A 23,397-nucleotide genomic window follows, 5' to 3' on the forward strand; every position below is an offset into this window, starting at 1 on the left:
AGGGACGGGAATGAGCGTTTTTCAGGAAAACGGCCAGTCGCCGCAGGATGAATTATACATGGCGCGTGCGTTAGAACTGGCGCGTCGCGGCCGTTTTACGACAGCACCCAACCCTAATGTTGGTTGCGTGATAGTGCGTGATGGCGAAATTGTCGGCGAAGGCTACCATTTCCGTGCTGGTGAACCTCATGCAGAGGTACATGCGCTGAGAATGGCGGGGGAGCGTGCACGTGGTGCGACGGCTTATGTCACGCTGGAACCGTGTAGCCATCATGGGCGAACGCCGCCTTGCGCTGATGCGTTGATTACGGCTGGCGTTTCCCGCGTGGTTGCTGCGATGCAGGATCCGAATCCACAGGTGGCGGGTCGTGGTTTGCATCGCTTACAGCAAGCGGGGATTGCCGTCAGTCATGGTTTGATGATGGCTGAAGCAGAGAAGGTGAATGCTGGCTTCCTGAAACGCATGCGGACGGGCTTTCCTTACGTGCAGCTCAAAATGGCGGCATCTTTGGATGGACGTACTGCGATGGCGTCGGGAGAAAGCCAGTGGATCACCTCACCGCAGGCGCGACAGGATGTGCAGCGCTTTCGTGCGGAGAGTGCAGCGATTCTGAGCAGCAGTGCGACGGTATTAGCCGACGATCCTTCGCTCACTGTACGGTGGTCAGAACTCGATGCTGATGTTCAGCAACGCTATTTAGAAGCTGATCTTCGGCAGCCCGTACGGGTGATTGTGGACAGCCAGCAGCGCGTCACACCACAGCATCGGCTTGTTAGCCAACCGGGGGAAACGTGGCTGGCACGAGTACAGGGTGATGCACAGGCATGGCCACTGGGTGTTGAGCAACTCATGTTACCGAAGCACAATGGCGGCGTTGATTTAGTGGCGCTAATGATGGTACTGGGGAGACGTCAGATTAACACCGTCTGGGTTGAGGCTGGTGCCAGTCTGGCGGGGGCGTTGCTTAATGCTGGTGTCGTTGATGAGCTTATCGTTTATCTTGCCCCCAAACTATTAGGTGAAAATGCCCGTTCGCTGTGCCTCTTGCCAGGGTTGAATCAGCTTTCTCAGGCACCGGAATTTGACATTACAGAGGTTCGCCAGGTTGGCCCTGATTTGCGATTACGCCTGAGACCCAAATTCTGATGTGCGTGTAAATACGTGGCGCGTGTTCGACAAAACCGAATACGTGCCATCGAAAATTATGATAGAATCCGCCCCCCTACGGGGCATGAAGACCAGATAAAGGAAAGCTATGAACGTTATCGAAGGTGTTGTTGCTACTCCTGATGCCCGTGTGGCGATTGCGATTGCGCGTTTTAACCATTTTATCAACGACAGCCTGCTGCAAGGTGCGATTGATGCATTGAAACGCATCGGTCAGGTTAAAGACGAAAACATCACCGTTGTCTGGGTGCCGGGTGCTTACGAACTGCCATTGACGGTTCGTGCGCTGACCAAAAGCGCGAAAAATGGCGGGTATGATGCTGTTATTGCTCTGGGAACGGTCATCCGTGGTGGAACAGCGCATTTTGAATTTGTTGCTGGCGAATGTAGCTCAGGCCTGTCCTCCGTTGCGATGGACAGCGAAATCCCTGTCGCTTTCGGCGTTCTGACGACGGAAAGCATTGAACAGGCGATTGAGCGTGCTGGTACGAAAGCGGGGAACAAAGGTGCAGAAGCCGCCTTGACCGCGCTAGAAATGATTAATGTATTGAAAGCGATTAAGTAAGGGGAATTCCGTGAAACCTGCTGCTCGTCGCCGCGCTCGTGAATGTGCGGTTCAAGCGCTTTACTCCTGGCAGTTATCTAAAAATGATATTGCCGATGTTGAACACCAATTCCTGAGCGAGCAGGATGTCAAAGATGTCGACATTACCTATTTCCGTGAATTGCTGGCGGGCGTTGCCACTCAGGCTGAGAAGCTTGATCAACTGATGGCACCTTTCCTGTCTCGTCAGATTGATGAATTGGGACAGGTTGAAAAAGCGATTTTGCGTTTGGCAATGTTTGAGCTGAGCAAGCGTGAAGACGTTCCTTACAAGGTGGCGATTAACGAAGCCATCGAACTCGCTAAAATCTTCGGCGCTGAAGATAGCCATAAGTTTGTGAATGGCGTGCTGGACAAAGCTGCTCCGAGTGTACGGAAAGGCAAGAAGTAAAATGAATCGCATCAGGGCCGGATATCCGGCCCTGATCGCTTTTGAATGATAGGTTGGCTGGAAAGGTTATGGTTGAAGGTGAGTTTGACCTTATTGCCCGCTATTTTAATCGGGTTAGAAGTTCACGTCGCGATGTTGAATTAGGCATCGGTGATGACTGTGCATTGCTGACGGTGGCAGATAAGCAGATGCTAGCGGTGAGTACCGACACGCTGGTATCTGGCGTTCATTTCCTACCTGATATCGATCCCGCCGATCTGGGTTACAAATCTCTGGCAGTTAATTTAAGCGATTTGGCTGCAATGGGCGCCGATCCTGCCTGGCTTTCTCTCGCTATTACCCTACCTCAAAGCAACAGTCAGTGGCTGTCCGCGTACAGTGACAGCTTATTTGAACTGCTTGATTACTATGGCATGCAGTTGGTGGGCGGTGATACAACACGAGGGCCGCTTAGTCTGACGCTAACTATCCACGGTCTGGTACCTGCTGGCCGGGCGTTAACGCGTCGTGGCGCCAGAATTGGCGACTGGATTTATGTTACTGGTTCATTGGGCGATAGCGCTGCTGGTCTGGCTATCCTCCAGAATACATTGCACGTTGATGATGATGAAATGCGGCAAGGGTTGCTTCAGCGTCACCTCCGTCCTCAGCCCAGAATCCTGCAAGGTCAGGCGCTGCGCGATCTAGCCAGTTCTGCCATCGATCTTTCTGACGGCCTTATCTCCGATCTACAGCATATACTTAAAGCCAGCGAATGTGGTGCACGTATTCATCTGGACGCGATTCCACAATCTGATTGGTTGCGGAACTGTACTGACGAAGAACAGGCTTTGCGCTGGGCATTATCTGGTGGTGAAGACTATGAGCTGTGCTTTACCGTGCCGGAAATTAACCGTGGTGCACTGGAGCTTGCCTTGGGGCATCTCGGTGCCGCCTATACCTGTATCGGGCAAATCGGGCCTTCATCTGAAGGATTATGCTTTTTCAGGGATAATAAAGCGACCGAGCTGAACTGGAAGGGGTATGACCATTTTAGTGAGCAAAACTGATTCCTCGAACAAGACGAAAGGTGCTGAGGTGGCAAAACGCCGCTTACGATTGAGTAACCCGTGGCACCTGCTGGCGACAGGGTTTGGTAGCGGTTTATCTCCCTGGATGCCGGGTACGGTAGGGTCGCTGGCAGCGATTCCACTGTGGTATCTCATGTCGTTCCTTCCGCTTGAATTGTATTCGCTGTTGGTGATGCTGAGTATTTGTATCGGTGTTTACCTGTGTCATCAAACGGCAAAAGATATGGGCGTTCACGATCACGGTAGCATCGTCTGGGACGAATTTGTCGGTATGTGGATTACCCTGATGGCGATTCCGGTGGATAGCTGGCAATGGGTCGCGGCGGGATTTGTCGTATTCCGTTGTCTGGATATTTGGAAACCCTGGCCGATTCGCTGGTTCGATCGCAACGTGCATGGCGGTATGGGGATCATGATCGATGATATTGTCGCGGGGGTGATCTCTGCGGGAATTATCTATTTTATCGGCCATCACTGGCCGATATTCTGATGTCAGGACGCTATTGAAAACGGGAGTAACGGAATAGAAGAGTAAAGGTTTGCGCCATGGACAAAAGCGTTTCTTACGCTTTTGAACGTCGCTAGCGACGGCCCTGCAAGGCTGAATCTCATCCTTGAGATTCATATTCGCGCAAGCCGAGCGCACAGGGATGTGTTCACAGCGCCTTTACGATCTATCCGTTACTCCTGCTTGACGGATTTTGTCAGCAATCTCAATCGGGGCGAGCCAGGTGCCCCGGTTTGCGTTAATCGCTTATTCCATCCACTGCGTGATTCTGCGCTCAATGCCTGCGGCATCCAGACCCAGATCGACGCGAATTTCTTCCTGCGAACCTTGCGGGATAAATACGTCCGGTAGCCCAATGTTTAGCACCGAGACAGCAAGGCGTTTCGCCATCAGGAATTCATTTACACCGCTCCCAGCACCGCCCATAACCGCATTCTCTTCCAGCGTCACAAATGTGCTATGAGACTGTGCCAGTTCTTCAAGTAACGCTTCATCCAGCGGTTTGACAAAACGCATGTCGACGAGCGTGGCGTTTAACTTTTCTGCCGCCTCCTGAGCTTCTGGCAACAGTGTACCGAAATTCAGAATAGCGATCGTTTCACCCTGACGGCGCACCACGCCTTTCCCGATTGGCAGCTCTGATAGTGCTGTCAACTCAGTTCCTGTACCGTTCCCACGTGGGTAGCGTACCGCTGTAGGGCCTTTCTGGTAGTGATAGCCTGTGTGCAGCATCTGGCGACATTCATTTTCATCGCTGGGCGTCATGATGACCATATTCGGGATGCAGCGTAAGAAAGAGAGATCGAATGCACCTTGATGCGTTTGCCCATCGGCACCAACAATGCCGCCACGATCGATAGCAAACAGAACCGGTAGATTCTGGATCGCCACGTCGTGGATAACCTGATCGTAGGCACGTTGCAGGAAAGTAGAGTAAATAGCGACAACCGGATGATAGCCACCGACAGCCAAACCCGCAGCAAACGTTACGGCGTGCTGTTCAGCAATCGCCACGTCAAAATATTGCTGCGGATAGTCGCGTGAAAACTGCACCATGCCGGAACCTTCACGCATCGCTGGCGTGACCGCCATGAGCTTGCTGTCTTTGGCGGCAGTTTCCTGTAGCCATTGACCGAAGATTTTGGAATAAGTAGGTTGTGCGCCTTCTTTGCTTTTCGGTAATGTGCCGCTGGCTGGATCGAATTTTGGTACCGCGTGCCAGCTAATCGGATCCTGCTCGGCGGGGGCGTAACCCTTGCCTTTCTTCGTCATGATGTGCAGAAGCTGCGGACCTTTCAGATTACGCATGTTCTTCAGCGTATGCGCTAGCGCCTGAACGTCATGACCATCGACTGGGCCAATATAATTAAAGCCCAGCTCTTCAAATAGCGTACCCGGCACAACCATGCCTTTAAGGTGCTCTTCAGTGCGTTTCACCAGCTCTTTGATGGGAGGCAAACCGGATAAGACCTTTTTACCGCCTTCGCGCAGGCTGGCGTAGAGCTTACCGGATAACAGCTGTGCGAGATGGTTGTTCAATGCGCCGACGTTTTCCGAAATCGACATTTCATTGTCGTTCAGTACAACCAACAGATCGGATTTGATATCGCCCGCGTGATTCATCGCCTCAAAGGCCATACCTGCGGTTATCGCGCCGTCGCCGATCACACAAACGGTACGGCGACCTTTACCTTCACGTTCGGCCGCAACGGCCATGCCTAGTCCGGCACTGATTGAGGTGGATGAATGCCCAACGCTTAATACGTCATATTCGCTTTCATCCCGCCATGGGAAAGGGTGCAAACCGCCTTTTTGGCGGATCGTAGAAATACGATCGCGGCGGCCTGTGATGATCTTGTGCGGGTAAGCCTGATGGCCGACATCCCACACCAGATGATCAAAAGGCGTGTTATAGACGTAGTGCAGCGCAACTGTTAATTCAACCGTCCCTAACCCTGAAGCAAAATGTCCGCTTGAACGGCTGACGCTGTCCAGCAGATATTGGCGCAGCTCATCACACAGCTTTGGCAGGCTCTCTTTTGGCAACAACCGAAGTTCATCCGGTGTTTCCACTAACGCCAATGTAGGGTACTTCGCGGTATCAAAACTCATTAGAGACTCATTAAGTAATTACTTATCGCGTTCAACGATGAAATTCGCCAGCGCTTGTAGTGGCGCAATATTCAGGGGAGTCGGACTGGATGCGACGAGATCGTCCAGCGATGCCAGTGATTCCTGATAGAGCTCCTGTGCTTTTTTTCGTGCGTTATCTAACCCCAGTAAGCTGGGATAGGTGCTTTTACCTAATTGCTGGTCTGCACCCTGACGTTTGCCTGTTGTCGCGCTGTCGCCAACAACATCGAGAATATCATCCTGAACCTGGAAGGCGAGTCCAATCGCGTTAGCGTAGCGATCCAGATTGGGTAATGCTGAACGGCCAGCGTCACCCGCGGCTAGCGCACCCATCCGAACGGCGGCGCGGATCAAGGCACCGGTTTTATGGCGATGAATCCGCTCTAATGCAGCCAGATCCACCTGATGGCCTTCCGCTTCCAGATCGAAAGCCTGACCGCCGCACATGCCTGCTACGCCACTTGCCTGTGCTAATTCTGAGATCATCGCCAGCCGATCGCGGTCAGAGACCTGCGGCATCGGCGCATCGGCCAGAATGGAGAAGGCCAGCGTTTGCAATGCATCGCCCGTAAGAATGGCAGTGGCTTCGCCAAATTTGATATGGCAGGTTGGCTGCCCGCGGCGCAAATCATCGTCGTCCATCGCTGGCAAATCGTCATGAATCAATGAATAGGCATGGATACATTCTACTGCCGCAGCGGGGGCATCCAGGCTCTCTAGCGGCATGTCAAACAGTTCGCCAGTAGTATAAACCAGAAACGGGCGCAGGCGTTTGCCTCCTAAGAGTGAGCCATATTCCATCGCATTGACCAGTGGACTACTCTGAAAAGGGAGGTCGGCGATGAAATGCCCCAGCATCCGATTAGTGCGTTGGTAATGCGCATTCAGTTGCGTGCTGAAATCGGTCATAGCGACTCATTATCCGGTGTAAACGGTGACAGCGGCGCATCGGGATCGTCGCTCAGCAGGATTTGTACGCGTTGTTCGGCCTGTTGCAGCTTTTGCTGCCCTTGACGAGCGAGCTGGATGCCATGCTCAAACTCATTTAGCGCGTCGTCCAGCGGCAGTTCACCTGATTCGAGGCGGGTAACGATTTTTTCCAGTTCGTTCAGTGAGCTTTCAAAGCTGACTGGCTGCTCGGTCTTCTTAGGCATAGTGGTTTCGGAATCCTGGTGTTATACGCCGTTGGCTTGTGGCGACAAAGCGTGGTGTTACGTTTGGTCATCCGCCGATGGCGCGACGATTATACGGTTAAAACGCACAGTATATCTGCATATAATGATATACTCCGCGCCTTGGATGCTATTGGTAAAATCATCTCTGTTCTGGCTGATTTTACCGATAACGTGATTTTAGTGCCCAGGGTGAATTTATTTACACCTTTCTGACCAAGTAACGACAGCCACCATGAAGTTTATCATTAAATTGTTCCCGGAAATCACCATCAAGAGCCAATCTGTTCGGTTGCGCTTTATCAAGATTCTAACCGGAAACATTCGCAACGTATTAAAACACTATGATGAAACGCTGGCGGTTGTCCGTCACTGGGATCATATCGAAGTTCGGGCTAAAGACGAAAATCAGCGTGAAGCGATTCGTGATGCGCTGACGAGAATTCCAGGTATTCACCATATTCTGGAAGTTGAAGACCACGCCTACACCGACGTGCATAACATCTTTGAACAGGCGTTGGCGCTGTATCGTGAACGGTTGGAAGGTAAGACGTTTTGTGTGCGGGTAAAACGCCGTGGTAAGCATGAGTTTAGCTCACAGGACGTAGAGCGCTATGTTGGCGGCGGTTTGAACCAGCATATTGAGACTGCGCGAGTCAACCTCACTGCGCCGCAGATCACCGTGCATCTGGAAATCGAACAGGATCGTCTGCTGCTGATTAAAGGTCGCTATGAAGGGATCGGTGGCTACCCGATAGGTACGCAGGAAGATGTGTTATCACTGATTTCCGGTGGTTTCGACTCTGGTGTATCCAGCTATATGCTGATGCGTCGCGGATGCCGCGTGCATTACTGCTTCTTCAATCTTGGCGGTGCAGCACACGAGATTGGTGTGAAACAGGTCGCGCATTATCTGTGGAACCGTTTTGGAAGCTCACATCGGGTTCGTTTTGTTGCTATCGATTTCGATCCTGTTGTCGGTGAAATTCTGGAGAAGGTCGATGACGGCCAGATGGGCGTCGTGCTGAAGCGTATGATGGTGCGCGCTGCCTCCAAAATTGCCGAGCGTTACGGTGTTCAGGCGTTGGTGACCGGCGAAGCGTTAGGGCAAGTGTCTAGCCAGACGCTGACTAACCTGCGCTTAATCGACAATGCCTCTGATACCCTGATTTTACGCCCGCTGATTTCTCATGATAAAGAACACATCATCAAACAGGCGCGCGAACTGGGAACGGAAGACTTCGCCAAAACGATGCCGGAATACTGTGGTGTGATTTCGAAAAGCCCGACGGTGAAGGCAGTGAAAGCGAAGATTGAGGCCGAAGAGGGCCACTTTGATTTCTCTATCCTGGATCGTGTGGTGAGTGAAGCGCGGAATATTGATATTCGTGAGATCGCCGAGCAGACCAAGCAAGAAGTGGTTGAGGTCGAAACGGTTGCATCATTTGCGCCAACCGACGTACTGCTGGATATCCGTTCTCCAGATGAACAGGACGATAAGCCGCTTGAATTGGATCAGATAGAAATCAAATCCTTGCCGTTCTATAAGCTGGGTACGCAGTTTGGCGATTTGGATCAGAGCAAAACCTATCTGCTTTACTGTGAACGTGGCGTGATGAGTCGCTTGCAGGCGCTTTACCTGCGTGAGCAAGGTTTTAGCAATGTGAAGGTATACCGTCCGTAATAGAATAAGGCGCGCAAGCGCCTTTTTCGTCAAGCTTAATCATGATAGTTATAAATCCCCGGTGGCAGGATGAGCTGTGCGGCGACCTCGGCGGCTTTTTCTTTCCCCAGCAGCAAATCGATGATCTTCAGCGCGAAATCCATACTGGTGCCAGGCCCTTGTGTGGTTAGCAAATTCACGCGTGGATCGTAGACGACGCGTTTTTCCATCCATTTCTCTGGTGCGATGCTCTCTTTGAATGTGGGATAGCCCGTCATGTTTCCCACGGGGAACAGCTGATGATATTCAAGCACCAGAGCAGGTGTTGCACACATCGCGGCAACAATTTTCCCTTCCAGATGCGCTTGCCGAACGCACTCCACCAAGATCGGGCTATCGCGGAAGCACTCCGCACCTTGCAGGCCGCCCGGTAACACCAGCACATCGAAAGGTCGATCGGCGACCATAGCCAGTGGTGCATCGGCCAGTAGCCTGACTCCGCGTGAGCAGACGATTTCAAGATTGCCATCGCTGGCTACGCTGGCGAGTGTTACCGATATACCCGCGCGGACAAGCAAGTCTATGGTGGTGACGGCTTCAATTTCTTCACTACCAGGCGCCAGACACACCAGTGCCGATGCGGTCATAGTCATTTTCCTTTTGCTTAATGTAGTCAAACAGGCGGGCATTTTCAGGGAGTATCAGGCCGTGGAGACGCGCACGGCGCAGTAAATACCCAGTAATGTAGTCAATTTCGGTATGTCGCTGAGCGATGATGTCCTGCAACATTGATGAGGTATTTGCCGCGGTGTTCTGAATAATTTGATTAACGTAGAGCAGCAAACTGTCTCTCGATGTGTGGAAGCCTTCCCGTTCCATGACATTGACCACTTCCAGACAAAGTGAGGCAATAAGCTCCGGGTAGGCAGAAAGCTCGCCATTGGTGCAGTGATATTTCACCGTTAGCGGATTGATGACGCAGTTAGCTGCCAGCTTCAGCCAACAGGTGGCGCTAATGTTGGTATGCCAGGCTACATCAGGTAAGGCCTGATGCAGCATTTCAGCTAAATGGCTTTGACTGCTGTCCCCGTTAAACGTACCGATATGCGTCGTGCCTGCGGCAACGTGTACAACGTTGGTTGCGTCGCGCCGTGCTGCATGGGTGGTGATACCGAACACCAGCGGTTGCTGTAGCGGCGGTAACTCTTCCCGCGTGCCCATCCCGTTATGTAACAGCAGAATCGTGCAATGCGGGTTGAGTTGTGGCAAGAGTACAGTAACGGCATCGGAAACTTGCCAGGCTTTTAGCGTGACCAGCAGCAGCTCGCTCTGGGCAAGATGATCGGGATCGTTAGCTGTCAGATGGAGATTACTGTGCTGGCCATCCAACATGGTGACATTGACCGAACAATAGGGTTGCGGAATGCGCAGCCATCCCTGGACATCATGCCCTTGCTGATGCAACGCGGCGAGCCAAAGTTGGCCCAGCGCGCCACAGCCAAGAACGGTGGTTTTCATGTGTGTCTCCCTTGTTTGATGCGGGCGCTGTCGATCTCTGATCTTAGGCTATCATTCACATCGTGATCTTGTGCTATTCGGCCTGTTTACCTGATGCAGAGTAAAAACCGGGATCGTGTCTGGCATCTTGCTTATCGCAGAAGAGCGGTTATTATGCTCGCCAGCCAAATTTGTCAGGAGAGCGAATTATGCCATCTTTCGATATTGTTTCGGAAATTGATATGCAGGAAGTCCGTAACGCGGTAGAAAATGCGACGCGCGATCTGAGCACCCGCTGGGATTTTCGTAATGTTCCGGCCAGCTTTGAACTGAATGAGAAATCACAGAGTATCAAAGTGGCCAGTGAATCTGATTTTCAGGTACAGCAACTGGTTGATATTCTCCGTGAAAAACTGGTTAAGCGGGGTATTGAAGGCGGTGCGTTGGAGATCCCTGAAGAGATGGAACACAGCGGTAAAACGTACAGTGTGGAAGCGAAGCTGAAGCAAGGTATTGAAACTACGCTGGCGAAGCAAATCATCAAGCTGATTAAAGATAGCAAGTTGAAAGTGCAGGCGCAGATTCAGGGTGAACAGGTTCGTGTCACTGGTAAATCACGTGATGATTTGCAGGGCGTAATGGCGTTGATTCGTGGTGGCAACCTGGGACAACCGTTCCAATTTACCAACTTCCGCGACTGATGCTTTTAGCCATCTGCCGATGAACAGAAAGGGCCAGCGAAAGCTGGCCTTTTGCTTAGCTTATGCTTGACCTGTTAATTGTTCTAACTGCTGTCGATTTGTCTTTTTGTTGTCGATCTTCACATAAGCACTGTATTCATCCGGCACGATAACCACTTCGGCAACACCCGGCTGAGTGCGAATTTTTTGTTCCAGCTCACTATCCTGCAATGCTAAATCGGACAGTGCTATTCTCAGGCTGCTAAGGTACGGCGGCTCCTGCATGGTGAAGCTGACAAGCAGCCAGATGGCCGCAATAGCGACGCCAGCCATAAACACGGCTGATGCGCCATAAAGCTCAAACAGCCCGCCACCGAGACTTCCTCCAATTGCTACACCGATAAACTGTGTGGTGGAGTAAATGCCCATCGCCGTGCCTTTATATCCCGCAGGTGATTCCTTGCTGATTAGCGATGGCAACAGCGCTTCCATGACGTTAAAAGCCAGGAAAAACAGCTGTACGCCGACGATAATTTGCCAGAGATGGTTACCTGACGCCCACAGAACAATCTCTGCCGCTACCAGTATCACGATGCAGCCGATAAAGACCTGCTTCATCCGTCTTTTCACTTCAGCATAAATGATGAAGGGCACGACACCGGCAAAGGAGACCAACATGGTAACCAGATAGACTTTCCATTGTTCCTGCGGGGCCAGTCCGGCGGATTCCATTGCGCGGGGTAGGGCGACGAAACTCGACATTAATAAAATATGCAGACACATGATGCCGACATTCAGTTTCAGCAGGCGGCTATTGCCGAGTACTTTGCGGAAACTGCCACGCACCATCGCTGACTCCCGGTTTAGGACGTGTGCTGGTGCGGAAGGAATGAGGGTCAGCGTGATAGCAATGCCTGCGAGCGACAGAACGGCGATGCCCCAGAAGAGTGCCTGTAAACCGAAGGCGTGAGTAACGATAGGGCCAACGACCATCGCGATAGCAAAGGTAACGCCAAAGCTCACGCCGATAAATGCCATGGCCTTGGTTCGGTTTTGTTCACGAGTCAGGTCGGAAAGCAGCGCCATGACGGCGGCGGAGATGGCACCCGCGCCTTGCAATGCCCGGCCAAGGATAATGCCCCAAATGGAATCACTCAGTGCAGCGATAACGCTACCAAGAGCAAAAATCAGCAGCCCTCCGACGATCAGGGGCTTTCTGCCGATACGATCGGAGACCAGACCGAAGGGAATCTGGAAAATAGCCTGCATCAGACCATAAATACCAATCGCAATCCCGATCAGTGCTTCACTGGCACCTTGTAATGCCATTCCGTAGGTGGTCAGAACGGGCAACACCATGAACATGCCAAGCATGCGTAGTGAAAAAACGGCACCCAAGCCCCATGTGGCGCGTAATTCGCCTGGAGTCATTTTATTATCGTTCATTCATTACCTCTGAAAACAATTGGCGCTATTTTAGTGCGTTATTGGCCAGACAGTAAACGATAGGTTTGTTACGTGATTTGGCGGGGGAGGAAATGAGAGACGTTATAAAGAAAAATACAGTGGCGTTTTTCAACGTCGCTTGCGACGGCGTGCAGGACGCCGGCTATAAAAAAACAGGCGGACGAGCCGCCTGTTTTTCTTAACGTGTGGAGCACTGCTTATGGTTAACGCAGGTAGGTCAGCAGAACTTCATGCGTTGGAGCCATTGAATCCACGGACATCATAACGCTTAGTGAGGTAATCGCGACGATGGAGAAAACAAACAGTTTTCTTGCCCATACGCGATCATCAATCGCATTTTTATAGCCTGACAACGCCATACCCAACCACCACACGCTGACTGCTGCGGCAACGATCAGGTACTTGTAGCCTGCATAGCCGCCGAGAGACAGCATCAACGTTGCTACCGCAAACGCGACGATATAGAGCGTGATGTGGTTTTTCGCAACGGAAATACCTTTCACAACGGGTAGAACCGGGATGTTGGCTGCCTGATAATCTTTGAAGCGGAAAATCGCAATCGCGTAGGAATGCGGCATCTGCCACAGGCTAAAGATCAACAGCAGAATCAACGCGCCAGCATCGAACTGGTTGCTGACGGCACAGTAACCGATAACCGGTGGTGCTGCGCCTGACAGACTGCCAATCAGCGTGCCATAAACAGAATGTCGCTTCATGTAAAGGCTATACACACCGACATACACGACGAAGCCCATCACAGCCAGCCACATAGCCAGCGGGTTGGCTGCGATGTACAGCAGAGCAAAGCCCGCAATACCTAACAGCGATGCGTAAACCAGCGTTACCTTCAGCGAAATCAGCCCTTTTACCAGAACTCGATTTTTGGTTCTCTCCATTTTTTTGTCGATGTCGCGGTCAATGACGTTGTTAAACACGCAGCCAGACGCAACGACTAACGACACACCCACGAGGGTGGCGAGAAACAGGGGATAATCAATGCGGCCTTGGGCCGCAAGGAGAAATCCACCGATAACGGAAATCAGATTTCCGAAAATAATTCCTGGTTTAGTAACTTGCAGGTATTGCTTAATCATCTTTTACGGCTCTGTTACTGGATCATCATGTTGTGGTGTGCGCTCATCATAATCCAGATGGAGCCCACGACGACAATCGCGATAATCAGGACGGCAAACACAAGAGCCACCACGTTCCAGCGCTCTTCTGAGGACGTATTCAGGTGCAGGAAGTACACCAGATGCACCAGAATTTGAACCACTGCACATCCCACCACCGTGAAAAGAATGGCGTTGTGCGAGGCAGTGCCGCTCATGACCATACTGAAAGGAATGACTGTCAAAATAACGGACAGAACAAAACCTATCACATATGACTTAACGCTACCGTGGCTGGCACCTGCATGATCGGTTGTTGAATGACTCATTTAGATTGCCCCCAGCAGATAAACAACGGTGAAGACACAAATCCACACTACGTCAAGGAAGTGCCAGAACAGGCTCAGGCACATCAGACGTGTTTTGTTGGTTGCAGTCAGGCCGCGCTTGGACACCTGAATCATCATGATGACCAACCAGATCAGACCGCCCGTTACGTGGAGCCCGTGGGTGCCGACCAGTGCGAAGAAGGCAGACAGGAACGCACTGCGATCCGGGCCATAACCTTCAACGATCAGGTGATGGAATTCATAGATTTCCATCCCGATAAACACCAGACCGAACAAGAAGGTTACACCCAACCAGGTATTAACCTGAGATTTGTTGCCCTTGTTCATGGCGATCATCGCCATGCCGTAGGTAATACTACTAAACAACAGTGCGAACGTTTCTACCAGCACGAAGGGCAGTTGGAAAATGTCCTTCCCGCTTGGGCCACCCGCAGTACCATTAACCAGTACGGCATAGGTTGCGAACAGTGACCCGAAAATGATCAGGTCGCTCATCAGGTAGACCCAGAAGCCGAATACCTTGGTGGCTCCTGTGTCGTGGTGCCCATGCTCGGCATGGGCAGTATTGTGGTTAGTCAGAGTTTCAGTTGACATGTTTCACGCCTGCCTTACTGAGTTGATCAAAATTCTGATTCTCAATTTGCTCAATTTCTTTAACCGGTACGTAGTAATCCACGTCCTGATTAAAGCTATGCACAATCCAGGTCACAATCATGCCTGCGAAGCCAGCAATGACCAGCCACCAGATATGCCAGATCATAGCAAAACCGAATACCAGGCTAAATGCAGAGATAATCACACCAGCGCCGGTATTCTTCGGCATGTGAATCTCTTCATAGCTGGCAGGACGTTTGTAAGCTTCGCCTTTCTCTTTCGCTTCCCAGAAAGCATCACGCTCGTCAACTTGCGGCACGATAGCGAAGTTGTAGAACGGCGCAGGAGAAGAGGTTGCCCACTCCAGAGTGCGTCCACCCCACGGGTCGCCCGTCAGATCGCGGTTCTGGTCACGGTCGCGGATACTGACGTAGAACTGGATAACCTGGCACAGTACACCGATACCGATCAATACTGCACCGATGGAGGCCACAACCAGCAAGGCGTGGAACTCAGGGTTGATTTGCTGGCTCAGACGGCGCGTCATTCCCATGAAGCCGAGGACGTACAGCGGCATAAAGGCAACGAAGAAGCCGATAATCCAGAACCAGAACGCGCGTTTACCCCATGTTTCGTTCAGGGTGAAACCAAAGGCTTTCGGGAACCAGTAAGTAATACCCGCGAAGCAACCAAACACCACGCCGCCAATGATCACGTTATGGAAGTGAGCAATCAGGAACAGACTGTTGTGCAGGACAAAGTTTGCGCCAGGTACTGCCAGCAGTACGCCTGTCATCCCACCGATGGTAAAGGTGATGATAAAGCCCGTGGTCCACAGCATCGTGGAGTGCGGCTGAATACGGCCTTGGTACATAGTGAACAGCCAGTTGAAGATTTTAACCCCGGTTGGGATTGAAATAATCATAGTGGCTATACCAAAGAAGGCGTTGACGTTTGCGCCGGACCCCATGGTAAAGAAGTGGTGCAGCCAGACGATGAACGACAGAACCGTAATCGCAATGGTTGCCCATACCAGTGAGGTGTAGCCAAACAGCCGTTTTCTACAGAAGGTGGCAACCACTTCGGAGTAAACACCGAATATCGGCAGCACCAGAATGTAAACCTCAGGATGACCCCATGCCCAAATCAGGTTGATGTACATCATCATGTTGCCACCCATATCATTGGTAAAGAAATGGGTGCCGAGGTAACGGTCAAGCGTCAGCAGCGCAATGGTAACAGTCAATATCGGGAATGCGGCAATGATCAGCACGTTGGTACACAGTGCTGTCCAGGTAAATACCGGCATTTTCATCAGGGTCATGCCTGGCGCGCGCATCTTCAGAATGGTCGCGAAGAAGTTAACACCAGTCAGCGTGGTACCTATACCGGATATCTGTAGACTCCATATCCAGTAATCGACCCCGACGCCGGGACTGTACTCCTTGCCTGAAAGCGGCGGATAGGCCACCCAACCCGTCTGTGCGAACTCACCAACACCGAGAGAAAGGTTGATTAAGACAACGCCAGCCACAAATAGCCAGAAGCTGAGGGAGTTCAGGAAGGGGAAAGCAACGTCACGCGCACCGATCTGCAAGGGAACCGCAAGGTTCATCAAGCCAACAACGAACGGCGTTGCCACGAAGAAGATCATGATGACACCGTGAGCGGTGAAAATCTGATCGTAGTGGTGAGCGTTTAGGAAGCCTTCTTGCCCGGCAGAGGCAAGAACCTGCTGACCGCGCATCATGATGGCATCGGCAAAACCACGTATCATCATCACCAAACCGACGATGATATACATGATACCGATTTTCTTATGGTCTACGGAGGTGAACCACTCGGCCCACAGCCATTTCCATTTACCGAAATAGGTTATTGCCGCCAGCAGCGCAAGGCCGCCAACGATGATCGCCGCCACGGTGACCATAATAATGGGTTCGTGGTACGGAACCGCATCGAGTGTAAGTTTTCCGAACATCGTATTATCCCTCGGCTCCTTTGTGCGAGCTATGCTCGCCCATGTTCATACCCTCACCGTGTTGCATGTTTTCATCGGGCTTCATGCCTTCACCATGATGTTGCATGTTCATGCCGCTGCCTGTGAATTTGCGAATAAGATTATTAAACAAATCCGGCTGGACACTGGAGAAGTATTCGACAGGATGGAATTCACTTGGTTTAGCCAACGTGTTGAATTCATCCATGGTATTCAGTGTCTTAGGGGACGACCGAACGTTCGCAACCCACTGGTCGAACTCTTGTTGAGTTGGCGTTGCAATCGCAGTGAACTTCATACCAGAGAAGCCTTTACCACTATAGCCGCCAGAGATACCGTCATATTTGCCCGGTTCGTTAGCGATCAGGTGGAGCTTCGTCTGCATTCCTGCCATGGCATAAATCTGTCCACCAAGACGAGGGATGAAGAAGGAGTTCATCACGGAGTCGGATGTAATCTTGAATGCAACAGGCACATTGGCAGGGAAAGCCAATTCGTTCACCGTAGCGATACCAAGGTCCGGGTAAACAAACAACCATTTCCAGTCAAGCGAAACAACTTCGACATTGATAGGTTTGACGTCTGATACCAGCGGCTTGTACGGATCAAGCGAGTGGGTCGTCTTCCAGGTAATCGTGCCAAGAATAACGATAATGATAATTGGTACAGTCCAGACTACAGCTTCTATCTTGTTGGAGTGTGACCAGTTCGGGGTATATTTTGCCTTTTCATTGGAAGCACGGAACTTCCAGGCAAAAGCTATCGTCATAACGATAACGGGAATCACAACGATCAACATCAGCCCGATGGCAGTCAGTATTAGCGATCGTTGTTCTAACCCGATCTCTCCTTTGGGGTTCATCAGCGCCATATCGCAACCGCTCAGTAGAACAGTGGCTGCAAATAAAGACAGCATCCCAAAAATTTTATTGTATTTCTTGAGTCTCATCTAGCGACCTCAATAACAAGGGCTCTATTGTCATTTCATGCGAGCGGGCATTTTACGGGAAGGTTACTGCACTGTAAACATGATTAAGGTTATGTCAGCCGATTGTTGCTGTTTTTTGCCCTTAATGTCACAAAGATAACCAAAATAAAAATGATATTTAAAAACAGCAAATTAAGTGGCTACCCAGATGAGAGTATGGATGGATAATAAGAAATTACAACTCACCATAACGCTTATTTTCTATTTTTAGTTTGGTGAGATTTTTACTCAACATGTGTTTTTGATAACGAATGAAATTAGTTCTTAAGAGATTTTACGTGGAAATAAAATTTCCTCTAGCAAGATAATTATGAAAAAAATAATTAAATAAAGGAAGAGGATAATAGGTTCAGGCAGCAGATGAGACTACCTGAACGAATATCATCAGTGTGCGGACGGTTTTGATGCTCGTCTGAGTGACAGATAGTCCAGCAAGCTACCGAAGAAAATGCCTAACAACGCGAGCGCACAGCCTGCGGTGAGTAGATATTCTGCCAACAGGTGCAATGCAGACCATTCCAGCGCATTGCTGATGAGTAGGATGAGCCACAGCGCCAGTAGTATCACCCCCAGCCCTAACACATATAATGCCTTTTTATAATAATTCTGGAAGTGTGTACGTAACTGAAAGGTGTCTGTTTTCTGAGTGAATTCCAGTGTCTCACGACAAATCATCAGGATTGCCAGACCCGGTAATGCGGCAAAAATTGAGAACAGGTAGAACCATGCCCAGCCATAGGATTCGACAAACCAGCCTGCGATAGGGCCAACGTAAACCCGTCCGACGGCAGCAAGGGCAGAAAGCAGAGCAAACTGTGTGGCTGAGAACGATTTATTACACAGCGTCATTAACAGTGCGACGAATGCTGCTGTCCCCATACCGCCGCAGAGATTTTCCAGAAAAACAGCGGTAGCCATGGTGAACAGACTTTTGGCGGTGATAGCCAGCAGCCAGTATCCCGCGTTGGACACGGCCTGAAGAATACCAAACAGCATCAGCGCTCTGAACAAGGAGAGCCGCTGCATCAATAATCCGCCGTAAATGGCTCCCACGATGGTGGCGAAGAGTCCAAGCGTCTTATTAACCAGCCCGACATCACCTGCATTGAAGCCAACGCCGCGTATCAGGAAGGTGGTCGTCAAACTGATCGCGAAAGCGTCACCGAGTTTGTATAACACGATCAACAGGAGAATGAGCCAGGCGTTATTGCGTGTGAAGAAATCGCGCAAAGGGGCAACGATCGCTTGCTCCATGGTGCGCGGCGCAGGCTGACTATTCAGCGGTTCTGGTGCAAACAGGGTAGCGAATACACCGATTAGCATGAGTCCTGCCATTAACCAATAGGTGGCCTGCCAGCCGAAATAGCGATCGGCCATCCACAACGCTAGTCCACCAGACACCAGCATCGCCAGACGATAACCTAATACCGAGGTGGCTGCGCCCGTACCGCGTTCTTCTGGAGGAAGTAAATCCGTCTTATAGGCATCAAAAACAATATCCTGAGAAGCGGAGCAGAACGCGACCAGAACCGCCAATGCAGCCAGCCACCAGAGATCGCGTGCCGGATTCATAAATCCCATGCCAATAATGGCAGCAATTAGCAGCAGTTGACTGAGTATCAGCCAGCCGCGACGTCGGCCAAGAAACGGTGGGGTGTAACGATCCATCAGCGGAGACCACAGAAACTTGAATACGTAAGCTTGGCCGACCAGAGAGAAAAAACCGATGGTTTTAAGATCGACGTTTTCGACGGTCATCCAGGCTTGCAGGGTGCCGGATGTCAATGCCAGTGGTAAACCGGAGGCGAAGCCAAGTAACAGCATAAAAAGCGAGTTACGTTGGCTGAACAAAGCAATGATGCGACTAAACATGGAGAGTCCTTTCCCTTACTCCATGAGAGCTCTGGAGCAAGGGAAGCGGTGTGCAGAAATTAACGGGCGTTTTCTTTGATAAACGTACTTACGGTGGTGTCTTGAGCCATGTCGTTGATGACATCGCCTAACACCGTGTTAACCGCATTGGTGATGTTTTCGTTATTGGCGGTAAATGCGCCCTGAACACTATAGGTTGAGCGGTAATTTTTCACCTGCTTGTTGCCATTTGCCGCTTGAGAAATGATGGAAATGTCCGCTTTGGTCGTGATGTTGTAGCGCAGGTTGCCTTCGGAGACATCGGCGTACAGATGGTTAACCACAATCTGTAAGGCTACTGGGCCACCTGTTCCGATCATATAACCACGCGCAGTCATTTGCTTTTCCAGGGCTTCTTGCAGCAGGAAGCGCAGATCGCGGGAAGGCGTCAGCGTAAGTAACTGGCCGTCGCGATTCACTTTCGCCAAAGCCTGATCGGCACGCTGGTCTGCACCATTGATGCTAATGGTGACGCCCATCAAGGTCGGATCCTGAGACGGTACGCTAATTTTGGGGCTGATGTTCAGCGTATTGCTTTTTGCTGCACAGCCTGCAAGTAGGATGACGGCCAGAAGAGGGAAAAATAATTTTTTTAACATTCGTATTTTCTCAGTAATGATTAGTGTGGTGAGCTGACAAATATTGCTGGTATCATATCATCGCCACAGGCAGGAAAAAGATCCCACAGCAGGTAAATTGTCCTGAAATCCATCTTTTTCATGCTTTTGAGCTGGAAAAAACGTTTTTACCACATCAAGACCGTCTAATATATCAACGCTTTGCGTTCCTTATTTCTTTTTGCTATGCCGTTTCTACGCATAACAGTTTTGAACAACGCGCATGCGGCTTGAAGTACGACGGACATATAATGATTCGGGCATCGGTGAATGATAGCTATGTCGCGTTGATATCTAATTTCCCCAAGCCGAAAGGGTAGCCGTATGATGCGTGAAACGATAGAAGAGAAGCTGCGTGTAGGTTTTGAGCCAACTCACTTAGAAGTGATTGATGAAAGTTATCGCCACAACGTGCCTGCGGGAGCGGAAAGCCATTTTAAAGTTGTGCTGGTTAGCGATAAATTCACGGGCGAACGCGTGATTGGGCGGCATCGTGCCGTCTATGCTGTGCTGTCTGAGGAACTTGCAGGTTCGGTACATGCGTTAGCGCTGCATACATATACGACAAAAGAGTGGACGAGCTTGCAAAATGCCGTCCCATCTTCACCGCCCTGCGGTGGTGCTGGCATCCTCTCCTAAGCCATTAGTTTGCCCCGTCCCTGACATATCGGGGCGGGTTACTGACAAAAGTGTGAATTCGTTGCTGTAATAGTCCGCCCGCCGTTCTCGACTCATCCTCTCTATATCGCTATAATGCGCGTCTAATTTTTTCCTGAATGTATTCGGGACGCTTCTGACTACAAGGACGGGGTTGGCAATTTCCCGGTTCTGCGAGGTTGATTCGAGCTGTACCCCTTCGGTGGTGGCAGTCTGAATAAGTCTCGCTGTCGTGAGAGTTTTTCGTCGCGAGAATAGTTTTGGGGTTGACCGATCACTGTGATTTTTTGAGGTAACAAGATGCAAGTTTCAGTTGAAACAACTCAAGGTCTGGGACGTCGCGTAACGATTACCGTTGCTGCTGACATCATTGAGAGTGCGGTGAAGAGCGAGCTGGTCAACGCGGCCAAAAAAGTACGTATTGACGGTTTTCGTAAAGGCAAAGTGCCGATGAATGTTGTTGCTCAGCGTTATGGTGCCTCTGTGCGTCAGGACGTATTGGGTGACCTGATGCAGCGCAACTTCGTTGACGCTATCATCAAGGAAAAAATTAATCCGGTTGGCGCGCCTAACTATATCCCTGGCGAATACGCTGTAGGTGGCGACTTCACTTACTCCGTTGAGTTTGACGTGTACCCAGAAGTCGAACTGAAAGGTCTGGAAGCAATCGAAGTTGAAAAACCGGTTGTTGAAGTGACGGATGCTGACGTTGATACCATGCTGGACACGCTGCGTAAGCAACAGGCAACCTGGAAAGAAACTGACCGCGCTGCGACAGCAGAAGATCGTGCGACGATCGATTTCACTGGCTCTATCGACGGTGAAGTCTTTGAAGGCGGAAAAGCGTCTGACTTCGTTCTGGCAATGGGCCAGAGCCGCATGATCCCAGGTTTTGAAGATGGTATCGTTGGGCACAAAGCGGGTGAAGAATTCACTATCGACGTGAACTTCCCAGAAGATTACCACGCTGAAAATCTGAAAGGAAAAGCGGCTCAGTTCGTTATCGTCCTGAAGAAAGTGGAAGAGCGTGAGCTGCCTGAGTTGACTGAAGAATTCATCAAACGTTTTGGCGTGGCTGATGGTTCTCAGGAAGGTCTGCGTGCTGAAGTCCGTAAAAATATGGAACGTGAGTTGAAAGGTGCGGTGCGTAACCGTGTGAAAACTCAGGTTCTGGACGGACTGATCAATGCCAATGAAATCGAAGTGCCTGTGGCTCTGATCGATGGCGAAATCGATGTTCTGCGCCGTCAGGCTGCACAGCGTTTTGGTGGCAACGAGAAGCAAGCGCTGGAATTACCGCGCGAACTGTTCGAAGAACAAGCCAAACGCCGCGTTGTTATCGGTTTACTGCTGGGCGAAGTGATCAGCAGCAACGATCTGAAAGCTGACGAAGCACGCGTTAATACACTGATCGAAGAGATGGCTTCTGCTTACGAAGATCCGCAGGAAGTTATCGAGTTCTACAGCAAGAATAAAGAGCTGTTGAACAACATGCGTAACGTCGCACTGGAAGAGCAAGCGGTAGAAACTGTGCTTGCTAAAGCCAAAGTGGTTGAGAAGTCAGTAAGCTTCAACGAACTGATGAATCAAACGACTACGGCATAAACGTTGTTGATATCAACATTGTTTATTGCGTAGCGGGATGTTTCCCTATCAAAGCCCGTGCCTTATGGCGCGGGCTTTTTGCTTATAGCGTTGCGTAATCGTCGTGCCAGTGATGATCGTTTAAGCGATCTTTTGCCTCCGGCATTGGACGCCTCCGTTTCCGTCAGGCAATGCGCAAGGAGTGACCACCTGAAATTGCACTATTATTAAGCTAGGTGAAGAATTTATTAGGTCAGGCAAAGAGTTAAACGACAGATTGCTGTGCCGATAACGTGTTAATAATAAAACAATTGGCTCTTTAATAGAGAGCGATTGATAGTGTAAGCTTGAAATACAATGCTTGTGCCCCCACTCACTGAAGAGGAAAAGCTGGCACGGCAGGTAAGGATTCTCGGCCGTTGGGTTGTTCAACAGAGACGGGATAGGGTTCCATAGTCATCCCCCCCTATCTCTAGTAGAATTGAGCAATACAATGATTGAACAACGCAATAAGAGTGCCGGACGCATTTTATCTAGGAGACGTGAATGTCATACAGTGGCGAACAAGAAAGACAAGCACCTCATATGGCGTTAGTGCCGATGGTGGTTGAACAGACCTCGCGTGGGGAACGTTCTTACGATATCTATTCCCGTCTGCTAAAAGAACGGATAATCTTCCTGACTGGTCAGGTCGAAGATCACATGGCGAACCTGGTTGTGGCACAGATGCTGTTTCTGGAAGCTGAAAACCCAGAAAAAGACATTTATCTGTACATTAACTCTCCAGGCGGCGTTATTACTGCTGGCATGTCTATTTACGACACTATGCAGTTTATCAAGCCGGATGTCAGCACGATCTGTATGGGACAGGCTTGTTCAATGGGCGCATTCCTGTTGACGGCGGGTGCCAAAGGCAAACGTATTTGCTTGCCTAACTCACGCGTCATGATTCACCAGCCGTTGGGCGGTTTCCAAGGGCAGGCAACGGATATTGAAATCCATGCCAAAGAAATACTGAAAGTGAAAGCCAAAATGAATGAGCTGATGGCGAAACACACGGGGCAACCTCTTGAAGCGATAGAGAGAGACACTGAGCGCGATCGTTTCCTCTCTGCCGATGAGGCAGTAGAATACGGTTTGGTAGACTCCGTATTCACTAACCGTGGGTAATACTCCGCCATAGTCGAGGTCTGGGGTAGCTAAAAATCAGTGTTCGACCGATAGTCTGTTGT

Annotated in this window: 23 protein-coding genes; 10 read left to right on the forward strand and 13 right to left on the reverse strand. The window is 50.6% G+C overall.

Going from position 1 to position 23,397, the window contains the following annotated elements:
- Positions 1 to 10 precede the first annotated feature (10 nt).
- The 5 genes from ribD to pgpA all read left to right on the forward strand — a co-directional run bounded on the left by ribD (position 11) and on the right by pgpA (position 3,723).
- Complete coding sequence (gene ribD / locus KP22_RS00155) at positions 11 to 1,147, forward strand: bifunctional diaminohydroxyphosphoribosylaminopyrimidine deaminase/5-amino-6-(5-phosphoribosylamino)uracil reductase RibD (protein WP_039301601.1); 1,137 nt, start codon at positions 11 to 13, stop codon at positions 1,145 to 1,147.
- 109 nt (positions 1,148 to 1,256) lie between these two features.
- Positions 1,257 to 1,733 carry a 6,7-dimethyl-8-ribityllumazine synthase gene (ribH, locus tag KP22_RS00160; protein ID WP_039301604.1) on the forward strand — a complete coding sequence of 159 codons (477 nt, stop codon included), beginning with the start codon at positions 1,257 to 1,259 and terminating at the stop codon, positions 1,731 to 1,733.
- A gap of 10 nt (positions 1,734 to 1,743) precedes the next feature.
- On the forward strand, positions 1,744 to 2,163 hold the full coding sequence (gene nusB, locus KP22_RS00165) for a transcription antitermination factor NusB (protein ID WP_039301606.1): 420 nt from the start codon (positions 1,744 to 1,746) through the stop codon (positions 2,161 to 2,163).
- A 68-nt stretch (positions 2,164 to 2,231) separates the two neighbouring features.
- Entirely contained in the window at positions 2,232 to 3,212 is a 981-nt protein-coding gene (thiL, locus tag KP22_RS00170) for a thiamine-phosphate kinase (protein WP_039321683.1), read from the forward strand.
- Complete coding sequence (pgpA, locus tag KP22_RS00175; RefSeq protein ID WP_039321684.1) at positions 3,187 to 3,723, forward strand: phosphatidylglycerophosphatase A; 537 nt, start codon at positions 3,187 to 3,189, stop codon at positions 3,721 to 3,723. The genes thiL and pgpA overlap by 26 nt, the downstream gene beginning before the upstream one ends.
- Positions 3,724 to 3,987: 264 nt before the next feature.
- Here the strand turns inward: pgpA and dxs are convergent, their stop codons facing one another.
- From dxs to xseB, 3 genes are read right to left on the reverse strand one after another with little or no spacing between them, the layout of a single operon-like run.
- On the reverse strand, positions 3,988 to 5,853 hold the full coding sequence (gene dxs, locus KP22_RS00180) for a 1-deoxy-D-xylulose-5-phosphate synthase (RefSeq protein ID WP_039321685.1): 1,866 nt from the start codon (positions 5,851 to 5,853) through the stop codon (positions 3,988 to 3,990).
- A gap of 18 nt (positions 5,854 to 5,871) precedes the next feature.
- Positions 5,872 to 6,783 (reverse strand): (2E,6E)-farnesyl diphosphate synthase, encoded by a 912-nt coding sequence (ispA, locus tag KP22_RS00185; RefSeq protein ID WP_039301616.1) that lies wholly within the window; start codon positions 6,781 to 6,783, stop codon positions 5,872 to 5,874.
- Positions 6,780 to 7,028 (reverse strand): exodeoxyribonuclease VII small subunit, encoded by a 249-nt coding sequence (gene xseB, locus KP22_RS00190; RefSeq protein WP_039301619.1) that lies wholly within the window; start codon positions 7,026 to 7,028, stop codon positions 6,780 to 6,782. The genes ispA and xseB overlap by 4 nt, the downstream gene beginning before the upstream one ends.
- A 253-nt stretch (positions 7,029 to 7,281) precedes the next feature.
- Between xseB and thiI the strand changes: the two genes are divergently transcribed.
- On the forward strand, positions 7,282 to 8,730 hold the full coding sequence (thiI, locus tag KP22_RS00200; RefSeq protein WP_039301622.1) for a tRNA uracil 4-sulfurtransferase ThiI: 1,449 nt from the start codon (positions 7,282 to 7,284) through the stop codon (positions 8,728 to 8,730).
- A gap of 35 nt (positions 8,731 to 8,765) precedes the next feature.
- Here the strand turns inward: thiI and yajL are convergent, their stop codons facing one another.
- Both yajL and panE read right to left on the reverse strand, forming a co-directional pair.
- Positions 8,766 to 9,356, reverse strand: coding sequence for a protein deglycase YajL (gene yajL / locus KP22_RS00205; RefSeq protein WP_039321686.1), 591 nt, complete (start codon positions 9,354 to 9,356; stop codon positions 8,766 to 8,768).
- Entirely contained in the window at positions 9,319 to 10,227 is a 909-nt protein-coding gene (gene panE, locus KP22_RS00210) for a 2-dehydropantoate 2-reductase (RefSeq protein ID WP_039321688.1), read from the reverse strand. Before panE ends, yajL begins: the two co-directional genes overlap by 38 nt.
- Positions 10,228 to 10,415: 188 nt before the next feature.
- On the opposite strand from panE, the gene KP22_RS00215 reads away from it, so the two are divergent.
- Positions 10,416 to 10,907 carry a YajQ family cyclic di-GMP-binding protein gene (locus KP22_RS00215; RefSeq protein ID WP_005976012.1) on the forward strand — a complete coding sequence of 164 codons (492 nt, stop codon included), beginning with the start codon at positions 10,416 to 10,418 and terminating at the stop codon, positions 10,905 to 10,907.
- 60 nt (positions 10,908 to 10,967) lie between these two features.
- Here the strand turns inward: KP22_RS00215 and KP22_RS00220 are convergent, their stop codons facing one another.
- The 8 genes from KP22_RS00220 to KP22_RS00255 form a co-directional block, all read right to left on the reverse strand.
- Positions 10,968 to 12,332: an MFS transporter gene (locus KP22_RS00220; RefSeq protein WP_039321690.1), complete on the reverse strand. Its 1,365-nt coding sequence runs from the start codon at positions 12,330 to 12,332 to the stop codon at positions 10,968 to 10,970.
- Positions 12,333 to 12,556: 224 nt separating this feature from the next.
- Positions 12,557 to 13,447 (reverse strand): heme o synthase, encoded by an 891-nt coding sequence (cyoE, locus tag KP22_RS00225; RefSeq protein WP_039301634.1) that lies wholly within the window; start codon positions 13,445 to 13,447, stop codon positions 12,557 to 12,559.
- A 14-nt stretch (positions 13,448 to 13,461) separates the two neighbouring features.
- Positions 13,462 to 13,794: a cytochrome o ubiquinol oxidase subunit IV gene (locus tag KP22_RS00230; RefSeq protein WP_011092734.1), complete on the reverse strand. Its 333-nt coding sequence runs from the start codon at positions 13,792 to 13,794 to the stop codon at positions 13,462 to 13,464.
- Positions 13,795 to 14,409, reverse strand: a complete 615-nt coding sequence (locus tag KP22_RS00235; RefSeq protein ID WP_039301637.1) for a cytochrome o ubiquinol oxidase subunit III — start codon at positions 14,407 to 14,409, stop codon at positions 13,795 to 13,797. It lies immediately after the preceding gene.
- Positions 14,399 to 16,390, reverse strand: a complete 1,992-nt coding sequence (gene cyoB / locus KP22_RS00240; RefSeq protein ID WP_039321692.1) for a cytochrome o ubiquinol oxidase subunit I — start codon at positions 16,388 to 16,390, stop codon at positions 14,399 to 14,401. The genes KP22_RS00235 and cyoB overlap by 11 nt, the downstream gene beginning before the upstream one ends.
- A 4-nt stretch (positions 16,391 to 16,394) precedes the next feature.
- Complete coding sequence (gene cyoA, locus KP22_RS00245) at positions 16,395 to 17,357, reverse strand: cytochrome o ubiquinol oxidase subunit II (protein WP_039301644.1); 963 nt, start codon at positions 17,355 to 17,357, stop codon at positions 16,395 to 16,397.
- Positions 17,358 to 17,780: 423 nt separating this feature from the next.
- A complete protein-coding gene (gene ampG, locus KP22_RS00250) occupies positions 17,781 to 19,268 on the reverse strand; it encodes a muropeptide MFS transporter AmpG (RefSeq protein WP_039321694.1) in 1,488 nt (495 codons plus the stop codon).
- A gap of 59 nt (positions 19,269 to 19,327) precedes the next feature.
- Positions 19,328 to 19,906: a lipoprotein gene (locus KP22_RS00255; RefSeq protein ID WP_039301648.1), complete on the reverse strand. Its 579-nt coding sequence runs from the start codon at positions 19,904 to 19,906 to the stop codon at positions 19,328 to 19,330.
- 342 nt (positions 19,907 to 20,248) lie between these two features.
- Between KP22_RS00255 and bolA the strand changes: the two genes are divergently transcribed.
- From bolA to clpP, 3 genes are all read left to right on the forward strand, one after another.
- Positions 20,249 to 20,563, forward strand: a complete 315-nt coding sequence (bolA, locus tag KP22_RS00260) for a transcriptional regulator BolA (protein WP_039301651.1) — start codon at positions 20,249 to 20,251, stop codon at positions 20,561 to 20,563.
- A gap of 318 nt (positions 20,564 to 20,881) precedes the next feature.
- Positions 20,882 to 22,186 (forward strand): trigger factor, encoded by a 1,305-nt coding sequence (tig, locus tag KP22_RS00265; protein WP_039301654.1) that lies wholly within the window; start codon positions 20,882 to 20,884, stop codon positions 22,184 to 22,186.
- Positions 22,187 to 22,711: 525 nt separating this feature from the next.
- Positions 22,712 to 23,335 carry an ATP-dependent Clp endopeptidase proteolytic subunit ClpP gene (gene clpP, locus KP22_RS00270; protein WP_039301657.1) on the forward strand — a complete coding sequence of 208 codons (624 nt, stop codon included), beginning with the start codon at positions 22,712 to 22,714 and terminating at the stop codon, positions 23,333 to 23,335.
- Positions 23,336 to 23,397 lie beyond the last annotated feature (62 nt).

Source organism: Pectobacterium betavasculorum, from assembly GCF_000749845.1.
Taxonomy (GTDB): domain Bacteria; phylum Pseudomonadota; class Gammaproteobacteria; order Enterobacterales; family Enterobacteriaceae; genus Pectobacterium; species Pectobacterium betavasculorum.

Bases quoted from the DNA above. Each gene is read 5' to 3' on its own strand.
- KP22_RS00230 (WP_011092734.1), bottom strand. From the start codon at position 13,794: ATGAGTCATTCAACAACCGATCATGCAGGTGCCAGCCACGGTAGCGTT.
- clpP (WP_039301657.1), top strand. From the start codon at position 22,712: ATGTCATACAGTGGCGAACAAGAAAGACAAGCACCTCATATGGCGTTA.
- KP22_RS00255 (WP_039301648.1), bottom strand. From the start codon at position 19,906: ATGTTAAAAAAATTATTTTTCCCTCTTCTGGCCGTCATCCTACTTGCA.
- dxs (WP_039321685.1), bottom strand. From the start codon at position 5,853: ATGAGTTTTGATACCGCGAAGTACCCTACATTGGCGTTAGTGGAAACA.
- ribD (WP_039301601.1), top strand. From the start codon at position 11: ATGAGCGTTTTTCAGGAAAACGGCCAGTCGCCGCAGGATGAATTATAC.
- cyoE (WP_039301634.1), bottom strand. From the start codon at position 13,447: ATGATTAAGCAATACCTGCAAGTTACTAAACCAGGAATTATTTTCGGA.
- xseB (WP_039301619.1), bottom strand. From the start codon at position 7,028: ATGCCTAAGAAGACCGAGCAGCCAGTCAGCTTTGAAAGCTCACTGAAC.
- cyoA (WP_039301644.1), bottom strand. From the start codon at position 17,357: ATGAGACTCAAGAAATACAATAAAATTTTTGGGATGCTGTCTTTATTT.
- thiI (WP_039301622.1), top strand. From the start codon at position 7,282: ATGAAGTTTATCATTAAATTGTTCCCGGAAATCACCATCAAGAGCCAA.
- yajL (WP_039321686.1), bottom strand. From the start codon at position 9,356: ATGACCGCATCGGCACTGGTGTGTCTGGCGCCTGGTAGTGAAGAAATT.
- pgpA (WP_039321684.1), top strand. From the start codon at position 3,187: ATGACCATTTTAGTGAGCAAAACTGATTCCTCGAACAAGACGAAAGGT.
- panE (WP_039321688.1), bottom strand. From the start codon at position 10,227: ATGAAAACCACCGTTCTTGGCTGTGGCGCGCTGGGCCAACTTTGGCTC.
- ampG (WP_039321694.1), bottom strand. From the start codon at position 19,268: ATGTTTAGTCGCATCATTGCTTTGTTCAGCCAACGTAACTCGCTTTTT.
- KP22_RS00215 (WP_005976012.1), top strand. From the start codon at position 10,416: ATGCCATCTTTCGATATTGTTTCGGAAATTGATATGCAGGAAGTCCGT.
- KP22_RS00235 (WP_039301637.1), bottom strand. From the start codon at position 14,409: ATGTCAACTGAAACTCTGACTAACCACAATACTGCCCATGCCGAGCAT.
- tig (WP_039301654.1), top strand. From the start codon at position 20,882: ATGCAAGTTTCAGTTGAAACAACTCAAGGTCTGGGACGTCGCGTAACG.
- thiL (WP_039321683.1), top strand. From the start codon at position 2,232: ATGGTTGAAGGTGAGTTTGACCTTATTGCCCGCTATTTTAATCGGGTT.
- ispA (WP_039301616.1), bottom strand. From the start codon at position 6,783: ATGACCGATTTCAGCACGCAACTGAATGCGCATTACCAACGCACTAAT.
- cyoB (WP_039321692.1), bottom strand. From the start codon at position 16,390: ATGTTCGGAAAACTTACACTCGATGCGGTTCCGTACCACGAACCCATT.
- KP22_RS00220 (WP_039321690.1), bottom strand. From the start codon at position 12,332: ATGAACGATAATAAAATGACTCCAGGCGAATTACGCGCCACATGGGGC.
- ribH (WP_039301604.1), top strand. From the start codon at position 1,257: ATGAACGTTATCGAAGGTGTTGTTGCTACTCCTGATGCCCGTGTGGCG.
- bolA (WP_039301651.1), top strand. From the start codon at position 20,249: ATGATGCGTGAAACGATAGAAGAGAAGCTGCGTGTAGGTTTTGAGCCA.